Source organism: Streptomyces sp. NPDC127595, from assembly GCF_042671685.1.
Taxonomy (GTDB): Bacteria; Actinomycetota; Actinomycetes; order Streptomycetales; family Streptomycetaceae; genus Streptomyces.
Genome location: NZ_JBHXWK010000009.1, coordinates 202,479 through 223,191 on the forward strand (window position 1 = coordinate 202,479; position 20,713 = coordinate 223,191).

The following is a 20,713-nucleotide window of genomic DNA, read 5'->3' on the forward strand; positions in this document are numbered from 1 at the left end:
GGTCAGGGTAGCCCGGAGCGCGGCCATAAGGTCGGGGCGTCCAGGGGCCGGACGGGCGTGGCGCATGCGACGGCGGTGCCCGGACGGACGGAAAATGTGGCGACCATCCATTAGCGGGAGGTCGGCAACGAACGGTAGTGTTCGACATTGCCGAACGGCGGCAGTGAATCGACCGCCGTAGGCCGAAGGGGACGGAGGCAGCACGGCGATGGCACGGAACATCCAGTCGCTCGAACGGGCGGCAGCGATGCTGCGGCTCCTCGCGGGCGGCGAGCGGCAGCTCGGCCTGTCCGACATCGCCTCCTCGCTCGGTCTGGCCAAGGGTACGGCCCACGGCATCCTGCGCACCCTTCAGCAGGAGGGCTTCGTCGAGCAGGACGGCGTCTCCGGTCGCTATCAGCTGGGCGCCGAGCTGCTGCGGCTCGGCACCACCTATCTCGACGTGCACGAGCTGCGGGCGCGCGCCCTGGTCTGGACGGACGACCTGGCCCGCTCCAGCGGTGAGAGCGTCTATCTGGGCGTGCTGCACCAGCAGGGCGTGCTGATCGTGCACCACGTGTTCCGGCCGGACGACAGCCGTCAGGTCCTGGAGGTCGGGGCCATGCAGCCACTGCACTCCACAGCGCTGGGCAAGGTCCTGTCCGCCTACGACCCGGTGGCGCACAGCGAGGTCCTGGAGGCCGAGCGCAAGGCCTTCACGGCGCGCACCGTGAGCGAGCTGGACCAGTTCGAGGGCGTGCTGGACCTGACCCGCGCGCGCGGGTACGCGGACGATGTCGAGGAGACCTGGACGGGCGTCGCCTCGGTCGCCGCCCCCATCCACAACCGACGTCGGATGCCGGTCGGCGCGGTGGGCATCACGGGGGCCGTGGAGCGCGTCTGCAAGGACGGGGAGCTGCGCCCCGAGCTGATCGCGGCGGTACGGGACTGCGCCCGCGCCGTGTCGCGCGACCTGGGCGCCGGGCGGTTCTGAAACCCACAGATTTCTTACGTTCGTACAGGCGGAGGCCGGGATGCCAAGGGCGTCCCGGCCTCCGCCGTTCGCTCGCAAGATCGATAGCTCACAGCAATCAATAACGATCGTGTTTTCGATAACGGAGCTCTTGACGGGCCGGTGACACGAGAGCAAGACTCCCGTCCATCGGTCGGCATTGTCGAACACATGACGGCAATACGCGCTAGAGTGAGACAACGCCAAGGGCCGCATCGCTCTCTCTCCCTGAGAGCACGAACCACCGGAGGGACCCGGGGTTCGGCTTCCCCTGGACGAAGGACAAAGGAGTCGCGGGTGTCCAGCTCCGACATCTTCATCGGCGAGACCATCGGTACCGCCGTTCTCATCCTGCTGGGCGGTGGCGTGTGCGCCGCCGTCACGCTGAAGGCCTCCAAGGCGCGTGGCGCCGGATGGCTGGCCATCGCCTTCGGGTGGGGCTTCGCGGTACTGACCGCGGTCTACATCTCGGCGCCCCTTTCCGGCGCTCACCTGAACCCGGCCGTGACCCTCGCGCTCACGATCAAGGACGGCGGATGGGACAACCTCCCCATCTACTGGGCCGGTCAGCTGCTCGGCGCCATGATCGGTGCCGCACTGGTCTGGGTCGCGTACTACGGCCAGTTCCACGCGCACCTCACCGACCCCGAGGTCGTCGGCGAGCCGGGCGAGAAGGTCGTCAAGACCAAGGCCGTCGAGGCCGAGGAGAAGGGTGCGGGCCCCGTGCTCGGCATCTTCTCCACCGGCCCGGAGATCCGGAAGGTGTGGCAGAACCTCGCCACCGAGATCATCGGCACCTTCGTGCTCATCCTGGCGATCCTCACCCAGGGCCTGAACGGCAACGGCGACGGTCTCGGCACCCTGGGCGCCCTGATCACCGCGCTCGTCGTGGTGAGCATCGGCCTCTCCCTCGGTGGCCCGACCGGCTACGCGATCAACCCGGCCCGTGACCTCGGCCCACGCATCGTGCACGCCCTGCTCCCCCTGCCCAACAAGGGTGGTTCCGACTGGAGCTACGCCTGGATCCCGGTGATCGGTCCACTGATCGGCGGCGCGATCGCTGCGGGTATCTACAACGTCGCATTTGCTTAGAGCACCGCTTGTGAGCACCGCCTGAGAGCCGCACGCTTCACTGCACCGCTTCACACAGCACCGCCGCACAGCACAGCGCCGTAGATGTGGATACAGCCCCTACACATGGACTTCAGGAGCACACCGTGACCGACGCACAGACCACAGGCACTTCCTCCCACGGCACCGGGCCGTTCATCGCCGCGATCGACCAGGGCACCACGTCCAGCCGTTGCATCGTCTTCGACCGGGACGGCCGCATCGTCTCCGTCGACCAGAAGGAGCACGAGCAGATCTTCCCGAAGCCGGGCTGGGTCGAGCACGACGCCACCGAGATCTGGACCAACGTCCAGGAGGTCGTCGCCTCGGCCATCGAGAAGGCCGGCATCACCCGCGACGACATCAAGGCCATCGGCATCACCAACCAGCGTGAGACCACGCTGCTCTGGGACAAGAACACCGGTGAGCCCGTCCACAACGCGCTCGTCTGGCAGGACACCCGCACCGACGCGCTCTGCAAGGAGCTCGGCCGCAACGTCGGCCAGGACCGCTTCCGCCGCGAGACGGGCCTGCCGCTCGCCTCGTACTTCGCGGGGCCCAAGGCCCGCTGGCTGCTGGACAACGTCGAGGGCCTGCGCGAGCGCGCCGAGGCCGGCGACATCCTCTTCGGCACCATGGACAGCTGGGTCATCTGGAACCTGACGGGCGGTGTCAACGGCGGCCGGCACGTCACCGACGTCACCAACGCCTCCCGCACCATGCTGATGAACCTGCACACCATGCAGTGGGACCCGAAGATCGCAGAGTCGATCGGGGTTCCGCTGACGATGCTGCCCGAGATCCGGTCCTCCGCCGAGGTGTACGGCGAGATCACCGGCGGAAGGCTCGGCGAGCTGCTCGGCGGCATCCCCGTCGCCTCCGCGCTCGGCGACCAGCAGGCGGCCCTGTTCGGCCAGACCTGTTTCTCCGAGGGCGAGGCCAAGTCCACGTACGGCACCGGCACCTTCATGCTGATGAACACCGGTCACAAGGTCATCAACTCCTACAGCGGGCTGCTGACCACCGTGGGCTACCAGATCGGCGACCAGAAGCCGGTCTACGCCCTTGAGGGCTCCATCGCCGTCACCGGTTCGCTGGTGCAGTGGATGCGCGACCAGATGGGCCTGATCAAGTCCGCCGCCGAGATCGAGACGCTCGCGTCCTCGGTCGAGGACAACGGAGGCGCCTACTTCGTGCCGGCCTTCTCCGGCCTGTTCGCCCCGTACTGGCGTCCGGACGCCCGCGGCGTGATCACCGGTCTGACCCGCTATGTCACCAAGGCGCACATCGCGCGCGCCGTCCTGGAGGCCACCGCCTGGCAGACCCGTGACGTCAGCGACGCCATGACCAAGGACTCGGGCGTCGAGCTCACGGCCCTCAAGGTCGACGGCGGCATGACCTCCAACAACCTGCTGATGCAGACCCTGGCCGACGTCCTGGACGCCCCCGTGGTGCGCCCGATGGTCGCCGAGACCACCTGCCTCGGCGCCGCCTACGCCGCCGGTCTCGCCGTCGGCTTCTGGACCAACACCGAGGACCTGCGCGCCAACTGGCGCCGGGCCGCGGAATGGACCCCCAACATGGCCGCGGAGACCCGCGACCGTGAGTACAAGAGCTGGCTCAAGGCCGTCGAGCGGTCCATGGGCTGGCTCGACGACGACTCTGTCGAGGAGTAAGAACGCGCATGACCACTCAGTCCACCCTGCAGTCCGTACCTGCCCTCGGTACGCACCCGGCCCCCGGCTCCGCAGTCTCCGACTTCAAAGCGGTGAGTCGCGCCGAAACCCGGGAACAGCTCTCCAAGGCGTCGTACGACCTTCTCGTCATCGGCGGCGGCATCCTGGGCATCTCCACCGCCTGGCATGCGGCGCAGTCCGGGCTGCGGGTGGCTCTGGTGGACGCCGGCGACTTCGCCGGTGCCACCTCCTCCGCCTCCTCCAAGCTTCTCCACGGCGGTCTGCGCTACCTGCAGACCGGCGCGGTGAAGCTGGTGGCGGAGAACCACTTCGAGCGCCGTGCGGTCTCCCGTCAGGTGGCCCCCCATCTGGCGAACCCGCTGACCTTCTACCTCCCGGTGTACAAGGGCGGCCCGCACGGCGCCGCGAAGCTCGGCGCCGGTGTGTTCGCGTACTCGGCGCTGTCCGCCTTCGGCGACGGCGTCGGGCACCTGCTGGGCCCCTCCAAGGCCGCGCAGGACGTGCCCGAGCTGCGCACCGACAACCTCAAGGCCGTGGCCGTGTACGGCGACGACCAGATGAACGACTCCCGGATGGCCCTGATGACGGTCCGCGCGGCCGTCGAGTCCGGTGCCGTCGTCCTCAACCACGCCGAGGTCACCGGGCTGCGCTTCACCAAGGGCCGGGTGACCGGCGCGGAGCTCAGGGACCGGCTCTCCGATGACGAGTTCGGGGTGTCGGCGCGCCTGGTGCTGAACGCCACCGGCCCCTGGGTCGACCACCTGCGCAAGCTGGAGGACCCCGACGCGGCTCCCTCCATCCGCCTTTCGAAGGGCGCGCACCTGGTCCTCAAGCGCACCGCCCCCTGGAAGGCCGCGCTCGCCACCCCCATCGACAAGTACCGCATCACCTTCGCCCTCCCCTGGGAGGACATGCTGCTGCTCGGCACCACCGACGAGGAGTACGAGGGCGACCCGGCGGATGTCTCGGTCAACGAGAAGGACATATCCCAGATCCTGGACGAGGCCGCGTTCTCCATCCGCGACCAGCAGCTCTCCCGTGACCTGATCACGTACTCCTTCGCGGGGCTGCGCGTGCTGCCCGGCGGGCCCGGCGACACCTCGAAGGCCAAGCGCGAGACGGTCGTCACGGAGGGCCGCGGCGGAATGCTGTCCGTCGCGGGCGGCAAGTGGACCACCTTCCGGCACATCGGCCGCACCGTCATGAAGAAGCTGGAGTCGCTCCCCGGGCACCCGCTGGGCGACGACTTCGAGCCGATCTCCTCGCTGCCGAAGAAGATGCCGCTGCCCGGTGTCGCCAACCCGCGCGCGGTCGCGCACCGGCTGCTCGCTGACGGCCCGGCCCAGGGCCCGCGCATGGCGGCCGACACCGCCAAGCACCTTGCCACCCACTACGGTTCGCTGGCCTTCGACATCGCGCGCCTCGCCGACGACAGCACCGAACTCGCCGAGCGCGTCCACCCCGACGCCCCGGAGATCTGGGCGCAGGTCGTCTACGCCCGGGACAACGAGTGGGCCGAGACGGCGGACGACGTGCTGCGCCGCCGTACGACGCTGACGATCCGCGGGCTGGCCACGGACGAGGTGCGGGGCAAGGTGCAGGACCTGCTCGACAAGAAGTAGACCTTGCGGCGGGTGTGAGGGGCGGATCCGACGGGAGCCGCCCCTCACACTCGCTTGCTGTAGTAACAAGGGGCCCTCACCCGGGCCGACGTCGCATTCCGTGTCCTGGTCAGCCCGTCGGCCCGCATAATGAGCTGAGACATCGGATGTCTGAGCGGATGCCTTGGCGACATCCCGAACGGCATGCTGAACGACAGGGAGGCCCGCCATGGCAGTCACCGACGAGGCGATCGAGAAGATCAAGGAAATGATCGTCTCCGGCTCGCTCCGCCCCGGCGACCGTCTCCCCAAGGAGAGCGAACTCGCCGCCGAACTCGGGCTGTCCCGCAACTCCTTGCGCGAGGCGGTGCGCGCCCTCTCCCTCATCCGCATCCTGGACGTCCGACAGGGCGACGGCACCTACGTCACCAGTCTGGACCCCCAACTCCTGCTGGAGGCAGTGAGCTTCGTCGTCGACTTCCACCGCGACGACACGGTGCTCGAATTCCTCGCGGTCCGCCGCATTCTGGAGCCGGCCGCCACGGCGATGGCCGCCTCACGCATCAGCGAACAGCAACTGAAGGCGCTGACCGCACAGTTGGACGCGCTCGGCGACGCACCCTCGGTGGAGGAACTCGTCGCCAGCGACCTGGAGTTCCACCGCGGCATCGTGCAGAGCTCCGGGAACTCGGTGCTCTGCTCCCTCCTCGACGGCCTCTCCGGGCCCACGACCAGGGCCCGCATCTGGCGGGGACTCACCCAGGAGGACGCCGTCAGCCGCACCCTGCACGAGCACCGCGCGATCCTCACGGCCCTGCGCGACCGCGACGCGGAGGCGGCCCGCTCATGGGCGACGGTGCACATCGCGAGCGTGGAGCAGTGGCTGCGCTCGACCCTGTGAAGCGCCCCGGGCATCCACCGGGTCCCGTGGGGGCCGGAGGAGGCCGGGTGGCGGTGTCGCGTGTTTCCGGCCCCCGGGTGGGGCAGTGATCCGTTCACTCCCCCGTGCAAGGGGGCTGCGGAGGCGCCCTTCGTACGCCGTAAGGTTGGGGCGTACGTGAGGGCACGTCGGAAGGAGGCACTGGGTGATCGAGCTCGAGGGGGTTCCCGAGCTGATCGACCCGGTCATGGTGGCCGCGTTCGAAGGCTGGAACGACGCCGGCGACGCAGCCTCCACCGCGGTCGCGCATCTGGACAAGGAATGGAAGGGCGAGGTGTTCGCGGCGCTGGACGCCGAGGACTACTACGACTTCCAGGTGAACCGCCCCACCGTGTGGCTGGACGGCGGTGTCCGCAAGATCACATGGCCGACGACAAGGTTGTCGGTAGTCCGGGTCGGCGGCGAGAAGCCGCGTGACCTGGTGCTGGTCAGGGGTATCGAGCCGTCGATGCGATGGCGCTCGTTCTGCAACGAGCTGCTCGGCTTCGCGCACGAGCTCGGCGTGGAGCTGGTGGTGATCCTGGGCGCACTGCTCGGCGACACCCCGCACACACGTCCGGTACCGGTCAGCGGGGTGACGTCCGACGCGGACCTGGCCCGCACCATGGACCTGGAGGAGACCAAGTACGAGGGGCCCACAGGCATCGTCGGCATCCTCCAGGAGGCGTGCACGCACGCGGGCGTGCCGGCCGTGTCGCTGTGGGCGGCCGTACCGCACTATGTGTCGCAGCCGCCGAACCCGAAGGCCACGCTGGCCCTCCTCAACCGCCTGGAGGACCTGATCGACCTGCGCATTCCGCTGGGCGAGCTGCCCGAGGACGCGCGGGCCTGGCAGCTGGGCGTCGACCAGCTGGCCGCCGAGGACAGCGAGGTCGCCGAGTACGTGCAGTCGCTGGAGGAGGCCCGGGACACCGCCGATCTGCCGGAGGCGTCCGGCGAGGCGATCGCCCGTGAGTTCGAGCGCTACCTGCGCAGACGGGACGGCGGCGGCCCGGCCGCGCAGGCCGGGGGCCACGCGACCGAGAGCGGCGACGCGGCCTCGTTCCTCCGGGACGGCCCCGGCGGCCGCCCATGGCCGTCGAAGCCGCAGCTGCCCGGTACGGAGGCCGGAACCGGGACGGACGAGACCGGGGCGGACGAGACCGGGGCGAACGACGAGGGGCACGGCGACACGGCCGCGGATTCCAAAGAATCCCCGGATCGCAGAGAATCCCCGGACCCCGAAGAATCCTCGGATTCCAAGGAGTCCTCGGATCCCTCTGATTCCTCGGAGGACTGAACGACGGTTTGACGGGTGAGGGGCGGTACGCGGACGCGTACCGCCCCTCACCCGTCGTGCCCCCGTACACAGGAGTCCGTCCGAGCCGTCAACAGGCCCTGTCGCCCCAGCACATGACATCCGCCTCCTCAGCATTTGGCCGGATTGCCTCGTGACAGCTGCTTCAGGACGGATTGCACAGGTTGCCCAATTCAACTTGTTTCTAAACCAAGTTGATGCGATCGGGGGTGGACGAGTCGCCGTCCGCGTAGCAGGGTGTCCCCCGAAGGCGCGGCCCGGGGACGGGACATGGCACCGCGTCATCCCGCGACAGAGCACCCGTAAGGACCGAGCCAAGAGCACCCGCATGGACCGAAGGGAGCGGTACGCGATGACCGACCAGGTACAGCCGGCGCAGGGCCCGGGAACGTCCGGGCCGGGGCCCGACGGAGCGGGATTCACCTACCGAGGAGCCGAGCAGGAGCTGATCGTCGTCGCACGTCCTGAGGCCAGGCTTCGTGCCAGGTCCGAGGGCGTACGTTCGGCGGCGGGCGCCGATGTGTCGGCCCTCAACATGTTCCTCAGCGACGAACAGCTCTCCCTGGAGCCGCTGTTCGGCAGCGAGGAACGTCTGCGGCAGTCCACGGCGGCCGCCACCGAGAGCGGCCCCGACCTCGCGCTCTTCTACCGGGTGCGAGGCGTCGAGAGCCGCGCCCAGGAACTGCGCTCACGGATCGCGGCACTGCCGGAGATCGACACGGCGTACGTGAAGCCCGGCGCCGTACCGGCCTCCGTGGGATCCGTGGGGCGGGCGGCGGAGAGCGCCGACGACAGCCGGAGGGTGAAGGAAGGGGCGCCCGTCACCCCGGACTTCACCAGCCGTCAGGGATATCTGCGCCCGGCGCCCGAGGGGATCGACGCGTACTGGGCCTGGCAGCGGCCGGGCGGTTCGGGCCAGGGCGTGACGGTGATCGATGTGGAGGGGGCCTGGCAGCTCGGCCACCAGGACCTGGCCGCGAAGCTCGCGGGCGTCGTCGTCGGCACCCCGCTGACCGACCTCGCCTGGCGCAACCACGGCACGGCCGTCATCGGCGTGATCGGCGGCGACCGCAACGAGTACGGGATCACCGGCATCGTTCCGGACACCCTGACCGCGGCCGCGTCCTTCCAGGACATCGGCACGGCGGCCGCGATCCACGCGGCGGCCGACCGGCTCTCCCCCGGCGACATCATCCTGATCGAACTGCACGCCCCTGGACCACGGTTCGACTTCGAGCCGCGCGACGACCAGCAGGGTTACATTCCGATCGAGTGGTGGCCGGACAACTTCGCGGCCGTCCGGTACGCGACCGCCAAGGGCGTGATCGTCGTGGCGGCGGCGGGCAACGGCGCCGAGTCGCTCGACGACGGCGTGTACGAGCGCCGCCCCGCCGAGTTCCCTGAGTGGTGGCGCAACCCGTTCAACCCCTCCAACCAGTCCTCCGGCGCGATCCTGGTCGGCGCGGGCGCACCACCGCCCGGCACACACGGCCGCGATCACGGCCCGGACCGCTCGCGGCTCGCGTTCTCCAACTACGGCGCACGCGTGGACGCGCAGGGCTGGGGACGCGAGGTCACGACCACCGGCGGCACCTGGGACCGGCCCGGTGATCTGCAGGGCGGGGCCGAGGAGATCGGCTGGTACACGGACACGTTCTCCGGGACCTCGTCCGCCTCCCCGGTGGTGGTCGGCGCCCTGGCCGCGCTCCAGGGCATGCTCAGGGCGGCCGCACAGGAGCCGATCTCCCCCGACCGGGCCCGCGCGTTGTTGCGGGCCACGGGGTCCCCGCAGCAGGACGCGCCGGGCCGGCCGGCCTCCCAACGGATCGGCAACCGGCCGGACATCAAGGCGGCGGTCACCCATCTGCTGCCGGACGCGGTCGGCTCGGGCCAGGCCGAGCGGTACTGGGACGAGCTGTTGCCGTACCCGCGTGAACTCCCGCCCAGGCTCCGGCTGTTCGTGGCCGGCGACTGGCGCAACCTCAACAACCCGTCCCCCGAGATCCGCCAGGCGGTGCACTCCGCCTTCGCAGAAGGACGGCCGGACGTACGTGTCTGGTTCTCGGACGACGAGATCGTCGGCCTGGTCGTCACGGGCTGACGAGACCCATCCATGCTCAACCAATGAGGGAAGGTGGCACCCGCATGAGCACCACCCCGCAGATGAGCCAGCTGGGACAGCAGCAAGGACAGCAGGGCCAGCAAGGTCAGCAGGGCCAGGGCCAGCAGGGCCCGAGCACGGCGCCCCCGCAGGCGTACGGGCAGCAGCAGGGTTTCGGCCAGCAGCAGCCGTACGGACAGCAGCAACAGCAACCTTTCGGACAGCAGATGCAGCAGCCGTACGGGCAGCAGGGCATCGGTCAACTGCCCTTCGGCCAGCAGGGCATCGGTCAGCAGGGCGGCATCGGCCAGCAACAGCAGCAGATCCCGCAGCATCTGCAGCAGCAGTTGCAGCAGCTCGGGCAGCAGCAGCCGTTCCAGCAGCTGCTTCAGCAGCTCGGCGGACAGCAGTTCGGCGGCGCGCAGCAGCAGGCTCAGCCGCTGGTCGTGCGCAGCGCCGTCGAGACGCAGGCGCTGGTGAGCGGTGTGGCCGAGCACTTCTGGGACGTCGTGACCCCGCTGCCCGGCCAGCCGGCGATTCTGTACCTGTACATCAACCAGGCGTGGCGCCCCCTGGTGAACCCGAACCAGGTGACCCATGACGAGGTCCAGGAGGCCTTCGCCTTCGGGCAGCAGGTCATCGGGATCTACGAGTCGAACAGCAACGCCATCCAGGCCGTCATCGTGAACAAGTAAGCACCAGCACGGACGGCTCTCGCACGACAGCGGCGCCGGGCGGGTGAAATCCCGCCCGGCGCCCGTCTGTTGCTAGAGAGCCACTCCGAGGAGGGCGTCCACGGCGCGTGACACGACGCCGGGGGCGCCCTCGTCCGTACCGCCCTGCTCGTGCTGGAGCGCGGCCCAGCGGTCGACGGCGGCGAGCGCCGTCGGCGCGTCCAGGTCATTGGCGAGGGCCTCGCGGATCTCCTCGACGAGCGCGTCGGCGGACGGCCCGTCCGGGCGCGACACCGCGGCCCGCCAGCTCTCCAGCCGCGCGAGGGCCTCGTCGAGAACCGAGTCCGTCCACTCCCAGTCGGCCCGGTAGTGGTGGGCGAGGAGCGCGAGCCGGATGCCGGCCGGGTCGACCCCGTCGCGTCGCAGCGTGGACACGAAGACGAGGTTGCCCTTGGACTTCGACATCTTCTCGCCGTGCAGCGCGACCATGCCGGCGTGGACGTACGCCTTGGCCATGGGGAACTCGCCGGTCAGCACCTGGGCGTGCGAGGCTCCCATCTCGTGGTGCGGGAAGGCGAGGTCGGAGCCGCCGCCCTGGACGTCGAAGCCCATTCCCAGGTGGTCGAGGGCGATGGCGACGCACTCGATGTGCCAGCCGGGGCGGCCGAGCCCGAGCGAGCCGCCGTCCCAGCTCGGTTCGCCCTCGCGCGCGGCCATCCAGAGCATCGGGTCGAGCGGGTTCTTCTTGCCCGGACGGTCCGGGTCGCCACCGCGCTCGGCGGACAGCAGGCGCATGGCGGCGGCGTCCAGGTGCGACACCTTGCCGAAGTTCGGATCCGACTCGACGGAGAAGTAGACATCCCCTTCGAGCTCGTACGCCGCTCCCGCGTCCCGCAGCCGCTCGACGAGCGGAACGATCCCCGGTATCGCCTCGACGGCGCCGATGTAGTGCTTCGGGGGCAGCATCCGCAGGGCGGTCATGTCCTCGCGGAAGAGGGCGGTCTCCTTTTCGGCGAGCGCCACCCAGTCGACGCCGTCCCGCTCCGCGCGCTGCAGCAGCGGATCGTCGACATCGGTCACGTTCTGGACGTAGTGAACCTGCCGCTTGGTGTCGAGCCACACGCGCTGAACGAGGTCGAACGCGTTGTAGGTCGCCGCGTGCCCCAGATGGGTCGCGTCGTACGGCGTGATGCCGCACACGTACATACGGGCGACGGGACCGGGGTCAAGACGGACGAGCCCACCGGTCGCGGTGTCGTGGATCCGGAGGTCGCGGCCCTCACCGGGCAGGGCGGGGACGTCGGAAGCGGGCCAGGCATACATGCAATGAGCGTAACCGGCCGGAAGTTACGTATACGAACCGGACCAGCTCTGATGGCCGAGAAGGCGGTCTTGCGCGAAGCGCTGCCGTATGTTCCGGCTCGGTTCCCGCACCGCCGCGGCCTCGTGGGCGACGTCAGACCGGCGGCCAGGGAATCGCCGGCCACTCCCCGCTCGGCTCGGGATGCTTCCCCGACGCCAGCATCGCCTCGACACGCGCGCGTGTGGCGTCCACTTCCACGTCGGTGACGAGTTCGGCCAGCCGGGTGGCGAGCGGGGCGCCGGGCGCCAGTCCGTCCCGCAGGGCGGAGAGCACCGAGACCGCCTCGGTGGGCAGCGGCTCCCCCGCCCACCCCCACAGCAAGGTCCGCAGCTTGTTCTCGGCGTTGAAGGTGACCCCGTGGTCGATGCCGTACAGCCGTCCCTCACCGCCGGGCAGCAGATGGCCGCCCTTGCGGTCCGCGTTGTTGATCACGGCGTCGAGCACGGCCAGCCTGCGCAGCCGCGCGTCGTCGGCGTGCACGAGCAGTGCCGTCCTGCCCTCGGCGACCTCGGCGAACCCGATCGCCTTCCAGCCCTCGGACGGCTCCTCGCCGTCCACCAGCGCCAGGAGCTCCGCTTCGGGCGCCGCCTCGATCCAGAGCTGGCACATGCCCTCGCCGTACGGCCCGTCCCGCAGCACGGTGGTCGGTACGAGCCCCCAGCCGGTCGCTTCGGACACCTCGTACGCGGCGACCTCGCGCTGCGCCAGGTTCCCGTCGGGGAAGTCCCACAGGGGGCGCTCCCCGGCGATCGGCTTGTAGACGCAGAACGCGTCCCGGCCCTCGTAGGAGACGGAGCAGTACAGCACCGCGTTCGATGCCTCGCGGATGCGTCCGCGTACCTTCAGCTCACCTTTGGTGAGCAACTCGGCCGTGGTCACGCTCCGCGGCGGTATCCGTTCTGGCGCGGACATACGTGTCCTTCCGGGTCGAGCGGGAGGCTGCACAGGGGGCAGGGCGGCCGGCCGGCGTTGACGACGTCGAGGGCGCGTTTGGCGAAGGCACGGGCCTGTACGCCGGTGAGCCGGACCCGGAGCATCGGCGGACCGTTCTCCTCGTCCTGGAGCAGCCGCTCCTCGGCCTCGGCGAGGTCCTCGTCGGACTCGGCGTCGAGCTCCACGAGCGCCTGTGCCTCGACGATCATGCGCTGCTCGTCACTGTCCCAGGCCAGCGCCATGGTGCCGACCCGGAACTCCTCCTCGACGGGAGCGTCGAGCGGGGCGGTGTCGGACACCTCCGAGGGGGCCACGGCCGGCACGGGCGCGCTGCCTCCCGTACGCCGTACGACCTCGTCGAGGAGTTCGTCCATGCGTTCGGCGAGTGCGGCCACCTGGGTCTTCTCCAGGGCCACGCTGGTCACCCGGGGGCCGGAGGTGGCCTGAAGGAAGAAGGTACGGCGCCCGGGCAACCCGACCGTACCGGCGACGAAACGGTCCGGGGGGTCGTAGAGGAACACCTGACGGGACACGTCCTGTCTCCATTGATTCGGCATGAGGACCGGCTGGCGGCGTCGGCCCGCATCGGCTGCTGACAAGTCTGCTGACAACTACGGATGCAATGACGGATGACAACTACTGCGCTGCTTCGACCGCTTCACCCTACTGCGGCCGACGATCACGGTGCGCCCGCACCGCCCCCGACCGTGGCGTCACCGCTCGGGGGTTCCTCGCGCGGCGCCAGCGACGCGAAATCACCGGTGTCCCCGAGGCGCACGAGAAAAGGCCGCATTCGTGTGTAGCGGATCGCAGTGATGGAACACGGTTCGACAGAGATCCGCTGGAAGAGGTCCAGATGAAGTCCGAGTGCTTCCGCCACAAGGGATTTGATGATGTCGCCGTGCGAGCACATGAGGTACACGGCGTCAGCGCCGTGATCGCGCTCCACGCGCGCGTTCCACTCGCGCACCGCCTCGGCGGCCCGTGTCTGCATGGCCCGCATCGACTCACCGCCGGGGAACGCCACCGCCGACGGATGTGTCTGGACGACCTCCATCAGCGGCTCGTCCATCAGCTCGGCGAGCTTGCGGCCGGTCCAGTCGCCGTAGTGGGCCTCCCCGATGCGCTCCTCGGTGTGCGCCCGCAGCTCCGGCCTGGCGTCGAGGAGCGGCTGGAGGGTCTCCTGACAGCGTTGCAGGGGGCTCGTGACGACCTCGGAGATCGGCAGCGCGGCGAGCCGCCCGGGGAGCGCCGCGGCCTGCTGGGCGCCGCGCTCGTCCAGGGCGACGCCGGGAGTCCAGCCGGCGAGCAGTCCGGAGGTGTTGGCGGTGGAACGTCCGTGCCGGACAAGGATCAGGGTGGGCATGCGGCCCAGCGTAAACGGGCGATACGGGGAGCAGGTCCGGTCCCCGGGAGGAGGTGGCCGGAGTGCGGCCCGACCCCTTCGGCGGAAGAATACGCTCCGTGATCGTCGACAGCGCCATCTACCGCGACGGGCACCGCACGGAGGGGCCCGACGACCTCTCCGACGCGCTGGCCGAGGCCCGTGCGGCGGGTAACGCGTTCCTCTGGATCGGGCTGCACGATCCGACGGAGCGGGAGTTCGACCTCGTCACCGAGGAGTTCGGGCTGCACCCGCTGGCGGTCGAGGACGCCCTCAAGGCGCACCAGCGGCCCAAGCTGGAGGTGTACGACGATTCGCTGTTCATGGTCCTCAAGCCGGTCGTCTACGAGCCGGACAGCGACACCGTCACCACCGGCGAGGTCATGGTCTTCATCGGCGACTGCTTCGTGGTGACCGTCCGGCACGGCGAGGAATCGCCCCTCGCGGCGGTACGGCACCACCTGGAGGCCGACCCCGAACGGCTCCGGCTCGGGCCCACGACGGTGCTCTATTCGATCGCCGACGCCACCGTCGATCACTATCTGGAGGTGGCGACCGAGCTGGGGACCGACCTGGAGGAGCTGGAGGCGGAGGTCTTCTCGCCGAACGTCGGCGGCTCACGGACGACCGCCTCGCGGATCTACACCTTCAAGCGGCAGATCCTGGAGTTCCGCAGGGCCACGGTCCCGCTGTCGGTCCCGCTGACCAGGCTCGCGGGCACGGGCCCCTACGGGACGGCCGTGCCCTTCGTGCACGAGAAGGCACAGCCCTTCTTCCGTGACGTCAACGACCATCTGATGCGCGTGAACGAGTCCGTGGAGAGCCTGGACCGGCTGGTCTCGGACATCCTCTCCGCCCATCTGGCGCAGATGAGCGTGCGCCAGAACGACGACATGCGGAAGATCTCCGCCTTCGCCGCCATGGCCGCGGTGCCCACGATGATCGCGGGCATCTACGGCATGAACTTCGACCACATGCCCGAGCTGCACTGGCTCTGGTCGTATCCGGCGGTGATCCTGCTGATGGTGGTCCTGGAGATCGTCCTGTACCGGCTCTTCAAGCGGCGGGGGTGGCTGTAGTCGGGCCCTTCAGGTACGGGACTGCCGGAGACCCGGGCCCCTCAGGGACGGGATTGGTGAAAACCGGGCTCCACGCGCGCGTGGCGGTGGGCTACGCGAACTCGGGAGCCGCGGCAGCGGGCCCGCCCAGCGCGTCGCGCCGCTCGGGCATGCGGAGAGAGACCATCCGGCGCCAGCCCAGGGCCCGCTCGTAGGCGTAGACGGCGTGGATGACCGCGGCGAGCGTCGCGGCCCTGGCCCTGGACCAGCCGAGAATGCGGCCCATGTGGGCCATCACGGCGAGGCTGACGTCCCGGTAGACGCGGATCTCGGCGTGCGCGCACTCGCGCAGCGTCCGCTGGATGGCGCGCCCGTGTCCGGCGCTCGCGAAGCGCAGCAGTTCCTCGTGGCAGTAGGCGAGGTGGTTGTCCTCGTCGTTCGAGATCATCCTCACCGCGCGGCCGAGGTCGGGGTGGTCACCGAAGTGCTTGCGCAGCAGCTCCATCTCCTCGGAGGCGCGCTGTTCGGTGACCCTGCTGTGGGCGAGATACGTGACGATGTCCTGCACGCTCAGTGGCTCGTCGCTCTTGAGCTTGTCGTGCGCGAGGCCGATCCCGTGCCGCTCCAGGAGCATGGTGTAGTCGGTGTCGGACGGGACCTCGACGGGCGTCAGGCCGCGCTTCTTCATGAGGGCGTTGAAGATCCGCCCGTGCTTGTCCTCGTCGGCGCCGTGCCGGGTGATCTTGGGGGCGAGTTCCCGTTCGCTCTGCGGGACGAGCACGGCGATCCGCGCGTTCTCCCAGCCACCCTGCGACTCCCCGCTGGCGGCGATGGAGCAGAAGAGCCGGAACGACTCGTCGTTGTCGAGGATCTCCTGGAACAGACTCTTGGCCGAAAGCATCACTGCCACCTCCATACAGGGTTTCCGCAGAAACCGAGTCAAATGGGTTGGCAGGAGCGCGGCAACCGATATGTCGGACAACTCCGCCAAACGAAGGACGGAGAGGGACGCTCGGGGGCGTAACCAGAGGGGGCCCTGGCGCGTTGTTCCCGGTGACGGCCGTGGCGGGGAGACCCCCGAGCCCCCACCACGGCCGCAGAAACCAATTCAGGGGCTTTCGCCGCGTTACGCCAGACCGGCGCGCTCCAGGGCGTCGGTACCGGCCCGGAGCGAGGCGAGCCGGTCCTCCAGAGAGAAGCCCGCGGGGGCCAGTGAGAGCGTGGTGACCCCGGCCGCGGCGTACTCATTCATCCGGTCGGCGATGCGGTCTACGGAGCCGAGCAGCGTGGTCTGGTCGATCAGGGTGTGCGGAATGGCGGCGGCCGCGCCCGTCTTGTCGCCGGACAGGTACTTGCCCTGGATCTCGGCGGCTTCCTTCTCGTACCCCATGCGCTGGGCGAGCTGGTTGTAGAAGTTCTGCTTGGGGCTGCCCATGCCGCCGACGTACAGCGCGGTGTACGGGCGGAACATGTCGGCGAGCGCGGTCACGTCCTTGTCGTCGCCGAGCGCGAGCGGCAGCGTCGGACAGACGTCGAAGCCCTCCATCGTCTTGCCCGCCTTCTCCCGGCCCGCGCGCAGGTGCTTGAGCGCGGTGTCCTCAAGGTGCTCGGCCGAGGGGAAGATCAGCAGCGCGCCGTCGGCGATCTCGCCGGTCTGCTCCAGGTTCTTGGGGCCGATCGCGGCGATGTAGAGCGGGATGTGCTCGCGCTCCGGGTGCACGGTCAGCTTGAGCGGCTTGCCGGGGCCGCCCGGCAGGGGCAGCGTCCAGTGCGTGCCCTCGTACGAGAGCCGCTCGCGCGTCATGGCCTTCCGTACGATCTCGACGTACTCCCGGGTGCGGGCCAGCGGCTTGTCGAACTTGACGCCGTACCAGCCCTCGGAGACCTGCGGTCCTGAGACACCGAGGCCGAGGCGGAAGCGGCCGCCCGAGAGCGAGTCCAGGGTGGCGGCCGTCATCGCGGTCATCGTGGGCTGGCGGGCCGGGATCTGGAAGATGGCCGAGCCGACGTCGATGCGCTCGGTCTTGGCGGCGACCCAGCTGAGCACGGTGGCCGCGTCCGAGCCGTAGGCCTCGGCGGCCCAGCAGACCGCGTATCCGAGCCGGTCGGCCTCCTGGGCGACGGCGAGATTGTCCGCGTCCATTCCGGCGCCCCAGTAGCCGAGGTTGATCCCGAGCTGCATGGCCGATTCCCCTTACCGATCAGTAACGTCCCTTGTGTCCGAGACATTAGCGCGCTGGTGGGCGCCGTGGCAGGGACGGGATCGACCTCACCTGATTGTGGTTGTCCACAGGGCCCCCACGCGGGGAGCCATGGCCAGTAATCTCGGCGTCCATGGAGCAGAGGCATCTCGGCCGTACAGGCCTGCGTGTGTCCCGGATCGGACTCGGCACCCTGACATGGGGCCGGGACACCGACGAGCATGACGCCGCGCACCTGTTGAAGGCGTTCTGGGAGGCGGGCGGGACCCTCGTCGACACCGCGGACGTGTACGGGGACGGGGAGGCCGAGTATCTGCTCGGACAGCTCATAGAAGGGCTCGTGCCGCGCCGGGACCTGGTCATCTCGACGAAGGCAGGGAGCGTACCCGACCCGGACCGCCGCTTCGACGGCTCGCGCGGGCATCTGCTGTCGGCCCTCGACGCCTCACTCGCCCGCCTCGGCACCGACTACGTGGACCTGTGGCACGTCCACGCCTTCGACCCCGGCACACCACTGGACGAGACCCTCCAGGCGCTCGACCTGGCCGTCAGCAGCGGGCGCGCGCGGTACGCGGGCGTGTCCAACTTCTGCGGCTGGCAGCTCGCCAAGGCGGCGACCTGGCAGCTCGCGGCGCCCGGGGTGCGGACCCGGCTGGCCAGTACGCAGATGGAGTACTCCCTGCTCCAGCGCGGCGTCGAGCGGGAGGTGCTGCCGGCCGCCCTCGACCTGGGCGTCGGCCTGCTCCCCTCCTCACCGCTCGGGCGAGGCGTGCTCACGGGCAAGTACCGCAACGGGACGCCTGCCGACTCCCGGGGCGGCTCCGAACACCTCGCGCCCTTCGTCGCGCCGTACCTGGACGAGGCGGCGAGCAGCATCGTGGACGCCGTGACGACCGCGGCGGACGGACTCGCGGTGACCCCGCTCCAGGTTGCTCTCGCCTGGGTACGGGACCGGCCGGGCGTCGCCGCCCCGATCATCGGCGCGCGCAACGCGCAGCAGCTCACGGCCGCGTTGTCAGTGGAGACCCTTAGTCTTCCTGACGAGATCTGCCGGGCGCTCGACGACGTGTCGGCACCGGTGCACCACTATCCCGATCACGACTGGAGCACGCTGTGAGCACGGAGCCCGAGACCACGGAGGACGCGGAGCCGGGGGCGCCTGGTGCGGACGCCCCTCAGGGCGACGACACGGGCGGGGACGCGGGCGCCGGCACGGGCTTGGACGAGGGCGCCGGCACGGACGAGGGTTCGGCCGCGACCGCCGAGGGTGCGGAAGCCGCCGCCAAGCAGCTGTCCGAGGCCGCTGCCGAGTTGGCCGCCCAGCGTCTGGAGCGCGAGCGGATCGCACGGCGGAAGGCCGAGAAGCAGGGTCCCGTCGAGGCCGGTCGCAAGCTCAGCGGTACGGCCGCCGATCTGCTGGCCGCCGTACGGGCCGTGGAGAGCGGGGAGAAGCCCGTGGCCAGGGCGTTCCGCGAGCCGTCGCCGACACCCCGAGCAGCCGCACCGGAGCCCGTGCGGGCGACTCCGACCGCCACGGCCACGGTCGTCGCGTCCTCGGCCCTCGCGCCGGAGGCCGTCGAGACCGTACGCGCGGTCCTCACCGAGGGCGGCGCGCCGGACGCGCTCGCAGCGCAGGTCGTGACCGCCCTGGGCGAGGGTGCGGACGAGCAACTGCGCGAGGATCCCTGGCAGTTGTTGCGGGTCCCCGGGGTGCGGCCCGAGCAGGCCGACGGATTCGCCCGGGCGCTGCTCGGCGCGGAGTGCGGCCCGGACGACGAGCGGCGGGGCCGGGCGCTCACCGTCTGGCTCCTGGAGCAGGCGGCCCTTGCCGGACACACCGTCCTCGACGCCGCGGCGCTCACCGCCGCGCTCACCCAGCGCTCGGTGCCGGACCCGGACGCGGCCGTGCAGAGCACCCTGGCGGAGGGCGAGGCGCTGGTCTTCCAGGACGCGCTCGACACCGCCGCGGCCGTGGCGGAGGAGGACGAGGAGACCGCGGAGCGCCCGGTCCGCGTCCTGGTCGGCGTGGAGCGGTACGCGCTGGCCGAGGAGAGCCTCGCCGACGGCCTCGCCCGCGTGGTCAACGCACTGCCGAAGGAGGACGCGACCGACTGGGCCTCCGCCGCCGGTTCGGCGTCCGGTTCCACCGCCGAGCTGATCGGCGCGGTCGCCGGTCACGGCGTCGTCCTGCACACCGGCGGCGAGGCCTCCCGCGCGGAGCCGGCGGCCCTGGTCGCCGCGGCGCGGGGTCTCGGCCTGCGGGCGTACGCCGCCGCACACACACCGGACGGCCGCCGCCGGTTCGCCGCGCTGCTCTCGGGAGCGGAGCCACAGGGCGACGCGCACCCCGAGGCCCAGGACCCGGCAGTCGTCACCGTCGCCGGTCTGCTCGCCGGTGCCGAAGGACCTGGCAGGGACGCGGAGGGCACGTTCAGCCTCGACCTGCTCGTCGTCCTGGACGCGCCGCAACTCGACATCGAGACGGCGGCCATGCTGGCCGAGTCGCTCCCGGACGGGGCACGGCTGGTGCTGAGCGGGGACCCCGGGGTGCTGTGGTCGGCGGGCCCCGGGCGGGTCTTCGCGGACCTTCTCGCGGCCCGCGTCTGCCCGCAGGTGGCCTCGCGGACACCGGACCCCGGGCCCATCGGCGAGCTGGTGTCCGGCATCGGGATCGGCGAGCTGAACCAGGTCGAGGCGCCCGGCAAGGAGGTCGTGATCGTCCCGGTGCGGGACGCCGGTGAGGCGGTGCACCGCACGGTGCAGCTGGTCGCCGACTCGGTGCCCCGCGCGATCGGCATCCCGGCCGAGCAGACGCAGGTGATCACTCCGGGGCACGGTGGAGCGGCCGGCACCCGCGCGCTGAACAGCGCGCTCAAGGAGCGGCTCAACCCCGGCCCCGGCCGCTTCGGCGGCTTCGACCCGGGCGACCGGATCGCGTACTCCCCCGCGCCGGGCCGTACGGTGCCGGGGCACGTGGTGAAGGCCGACGCGGAGGGGCTGCACCTGGAGTGCGCGGGCGCACCCGTGGTCGTACCCAAGGAGCGGGTGGAGCAGTCCGTGCGGCTCGGCTGGGCGCTCACGGCACACCAGGCGGTGGGCCTGCGCCTGGCCGCCGCGGTCGTGGTGCTCCCCGGTGATGCGGCACAGTCCCTGACCAGGCCGTGGATCTACACGGCCTTCGGCCGCGCGGAGCGGCACCTGTCCGTGGTCCACGGAGTGGACCAGGCGCTGGCGCACGCGGTGGCGGAGGTCCCGCAGAAGCCGCGCACGACCCGCCTGACCGCCCTGCTCACGGCGCAGGTGCCGGTTCCGGTGCCGACGGCGGGCTGAGCCCCGCACACGCACCGGACGCACAGAGGTGGC

General features: G+C 70.5%; 17 protein-coding genes. 11 read left to right on the forward strand and 6 right to left on the reverse strand.

Annotated features, from left to right (window positions below):
• The first annotated feature begins 208 nt into the window (after nt 1–208).
• The 8 genes from ACFVKT_RS27675 to ACFVKT_RS27710 all read left to right on the forward strand — a co-directional run bounded on the left by ACFVKT_RS27675 (nt 209) and on the right by ACFVKT_RS27710 (nt 10,432).
• The gene (locus ACFVKT_RS27675) at nt 209–973 is read left to right on the forward strand and encodes an IclR family transcriptional regulator (protein WP_385736141.1); all 765 of its coding nucleotides are present in this window, start codon (nt 209–211) and stop codon (nt 971–973) included.
• Between the two features lie 315 nt (nt 974–1,288).
• Nucleotides 1,289–2,083, forward strand: a complete 795-nt coding sequence (locus tag ACFVKT_RS27680) for an MIP/aquaporin family protein (RefSeq protein ID WP_385736144.1) — start codon at nt 1,289–1,291, stop codon at nt 2,081–2,083.
• A 125-nt stretch (nt 2,084–2,208) separates the two neighbouring features.
• Nucleotides 2,209–3,777 carry a glycerol kinase GlpK gene (glpK, locus tag ACFVKT_RS27685; protein WP_385736147.1) on the forward strand — a complete coding sequence of 523 codons (1,569 nt, stop codon included), beginning with the start codon at nt 2,209–2,211 and terminating at the stop codon, nt 3,775–3,777.
• A gap of 8 nt (nt 3,778–3,785) precedes the next feature.
• A complete protein-coding gene (locus ACFVKT_RS27690; protein ID WP_385736150.1) occupies nt 3,786–5,420 on the forward strand; it encodes an FAD-dependent oxidoreductase in 1,635 nt (544 codons plus the stop codon).
• A 208-nt stretch (nt 5,421–5,628) separates the two neighbouring features.
• Nucleotides 5,629–6,300, forward strand: coding sequence for a FadR/GntR family transcriptional regulator (locus ACFVKT_RS27695; RefSeq protein WP_385736153.1), 672 nt, complete (start codon nt 5,629–5,631; stop codon nt 6,298–6,300).
• 184 nt (nt 6,301–6,484) lie between these two features.
• The gene (locus ACFVKT_RS27700) at nt 6,485–7,618 is read left to right on the forward strand and encodes a PAC2 family protein (RefSeq protein ID WP_385736156.1); all 1,134 of its coding nucleotides are present in this window, start codon (nt 6,485–6,487) and stop codon (nt 7,616–7,618) included.
• Nucleotides 7,619–7,988: 370 nt separating this feature from the next.
• The gene (locus ACFVKT_RS27705) at nt 7,989–9,737 is read left to right on the forward strand and encodes a S8 family peptidase (protein ID WP_385736159.1); all 1,749 of its coding nucleotides are present in this window, start codon (nt 7,989–7,991) and stop codon (nt 9,735–9,737) included.
• A gap of 44 nt (nt 9,738–9,781) precedes the next feature.
• A complete protein-coding gene (locus tag ACFVKT_RS27710; RefSeq protein WP_385736162.1) occupies nt 9,782–10,432 on the forward strand; it encodes a hypothetical protein in 651 nt (216 codons plus the stop codon).
• Nucleotides 10,433–10,504: 72 nt separating this feature from the next.
• Here ACFVKT_RS27710 and mshC read toward each other — a convergent pair whose 3' ends face one another.
• From mshC to ACFVKT_RS27730, 4 genes are all read right to left on the reverse strand, one after another.
• The gene (gene mshC, locus ACFVKT_RS27715) at nt 10,505–11,734 is read right to left on the reverse strand and encodes a cysteine--1-D-myo-inosityl 2-amino-2-deoxy-alpha-D-glucopyranoside ligase (RefSeq protein WP_385736165.1); all 1,230 of its coding nucleotides are present in this window, start codon (nt 11,732–11,734) and stop codon (nt 10,505–10,507) included.
• Nucleotides 11,735–11,867: 133 nt separating this feature from the next.
• Complete coding sequence (locus ACFVKT_RS27720; RefSeq protein WP_385736168.1) at nt 11,868–12,686, reverse strand: SCO1664 family protein; 819 nt, start codon at nt 12,684–12,686, stop codon at nt 11,868–11,870.
• Nucleotides 12,650–13,240, reverse strand: coding sequence for a DUF3090 domain-containing protein (locus tag ACFVKT_RS27725; RefSeq protein ID WP_385736171.1), 591 nt, complete (start codon nt 13,238–13,240; stop codon nt 12,650–12,652). The genes ACFVKT_RS27720 and ACFVKT_RS27725 overlap by 37 nt, the downstream gene beginning before the upstream one ends.
• Nucleotides 13,241–13,386: 146 nt before the next feature.
• Nucleotides 13,387–14,073, reverse strand: coding sequence for a histidine phosphatase family protein (locus ACFVKT_RS27730; protein WP_385736173.1), 687 nt, complete (start codon nt 14,071–14,073; stop codon nt 13,387–13,389).
• A gap of 98 nt (nt 14,074–14,171) precedes the next feature.
• On the opposite strand from ACFVKT_RS27730, the gene corA reads away from it, so the two are divergent.
• On the forward strand, nt 14,172–15,170 hold the full coding sequence (corA, locus tag ACFVKT_RS27735) for a magnesium/cobalt transporter CorA (protein ID WP_385736176.1): 999 nt from the start codon (nt 14,172–14,174) through the stop codon (nt 15,168–15,170).
• 91 nt (nt 15,171–15,261) lie between these two features.
• On the opposite strand, the gene ACFVKT_RS27740 is transcribed toward corA, so the two are convergent.
• Together ACFVKT_RS27740 and ACFVKT_RS27745 are read right to left on the reverse strand one after the other, a co-directional pair.
• Nucleotides 15,262–16,050 (reverse strand): ferritin-like domain-containing protein, encoded by a 789-nt coding sequence (locus ACFVKT_RS27740; RefSeq protein WP_385736179.1) that lies wholly within the window; start codon nt 16,048–16,050, stop codon nt 15,262–15,264.
• 225 nt (nt 16,051–16,275) lie between these two features.
• Complete coding sequence (locus ACFVKT_RS27745) at nt 16,276–17,331, reverse strand: LLM class F420-dependent oxidoreductase (protein WP_385736182.1); 1,056 nt, start codon at nt 17,329–17,331, stop codon at nt 16,276–16,278.
• Nucleotides 17,332–17,483: 152 nt separating this feature from the next.
• Here ACFVKT_RS27745 and ACFVKT_RS27750 point away from each other — a divergent pair, with 152 nt between their 5' ends.
• On the forward strand, nt 17,484–18,467 hold the full coding sequence (locus ACFVKT_RS27750; protein WP_385736185.1) for an aldo/keto reductase: 984 nt from the start codon (nt 17,484–17,486) through the stop codon (nt 18,465–18,467).
• Nucleotides 18,464–20,680 carry a helix-hairpin-helix domain-containing protein gene (locus ACFVKT_RS27755; protein ID WP_385736188.1) on the forward strand — a complete coding sequence of 739 codons (2,217 nt, stop codon included), beginning with the start codon at nt 18,464–18,466 and terminating at the stop codon, nt 20,678–20,680. Before ACFVKT_RS27750 ends, ACFVKT_RS27755 begins: the two co-directional genes overlap by 4 nt.
• The last annotated feature ends 33 nt before the right edge of the window (nt 20,681–20,713 follow it).

Coding starts and splice junctions, on each gene's coding strand:
- ACFVKT_RS27690 (WP_385736150.1), top strand. CDS start 3,786: ATGACCACTCAGTCCACCCTGCAGTCCGTACCTGCCCTCGGTACGCAC.
- ACFVKT_RS27705 (WP_385736159.1), top strand. CDS start 7,989: ATGACCGACCAGGTACAGCCGGCGCAGGGCCCGGGAACGTCCGGGCCG.
- ACFVKT_RS27745 (WP_385736182.1), bottom strand. CDS start 17,331: ATGCAGCTCGGGATCAACCTCGGCTACTGGGGCGCCGGAATGGACGCG.
- ACFVKT_RS27720 (WP_385736168.1), bottom strand. CDS start 12,686: ATGTCCGCGCCAGAACGGATACCGCCGCGGAGCGTGACCACGGCCGAG.
- ACFVKT_RS27675 (WP_385736141.1), top strand. CDS start 209: ATGGCACGGAACATCCAGTCGCTCGAACGGGCGGCAGCGATGCTGCGG.
- mshC (WP_385736165.1), bottom strand. CDS start 11,734: ATGTATGCCTGGCCCGCTTCCGACGTCCCCGCCCTGCCCGGTGAGGGC.
- ACFVKT_RS27695 (WP_385736153.1), top strand. CDS start 5,629: ATGGCAGTCACCGACGAGGCGATCGAGAAGATCAAGGAAATGATCGTC.
- ACFVKT_RS27710 (WP_385736162.1), top strand. CDS start 9,782: ATGAGCACCACCCCGCAGATGAGCCAGCTGGGACAGCAGCAAGGACAG.
- ACFVKT_RS27750 (WP_385736185.1), top strand. CDS start 17,484: ATGGAGCAGAGGCATCTCGGCCGTACAGGCCTGCGTGTGTCCCGGATC.
- ACFVKT_RS27730 (WP_385736173.1), bottom strand. CDS start 14,073: ATGCCCACCCTGATCCTTGTCCGGCACGGACGTTCCACCGCCAACACC.
- ACFVKT_RS27740 (WP_385736179.1), bottom strand. CDS start 16,050: ATGCTTTCGGCCAAGAGTCTGTTCCAGGAGATCCTCGACAACGACGAG.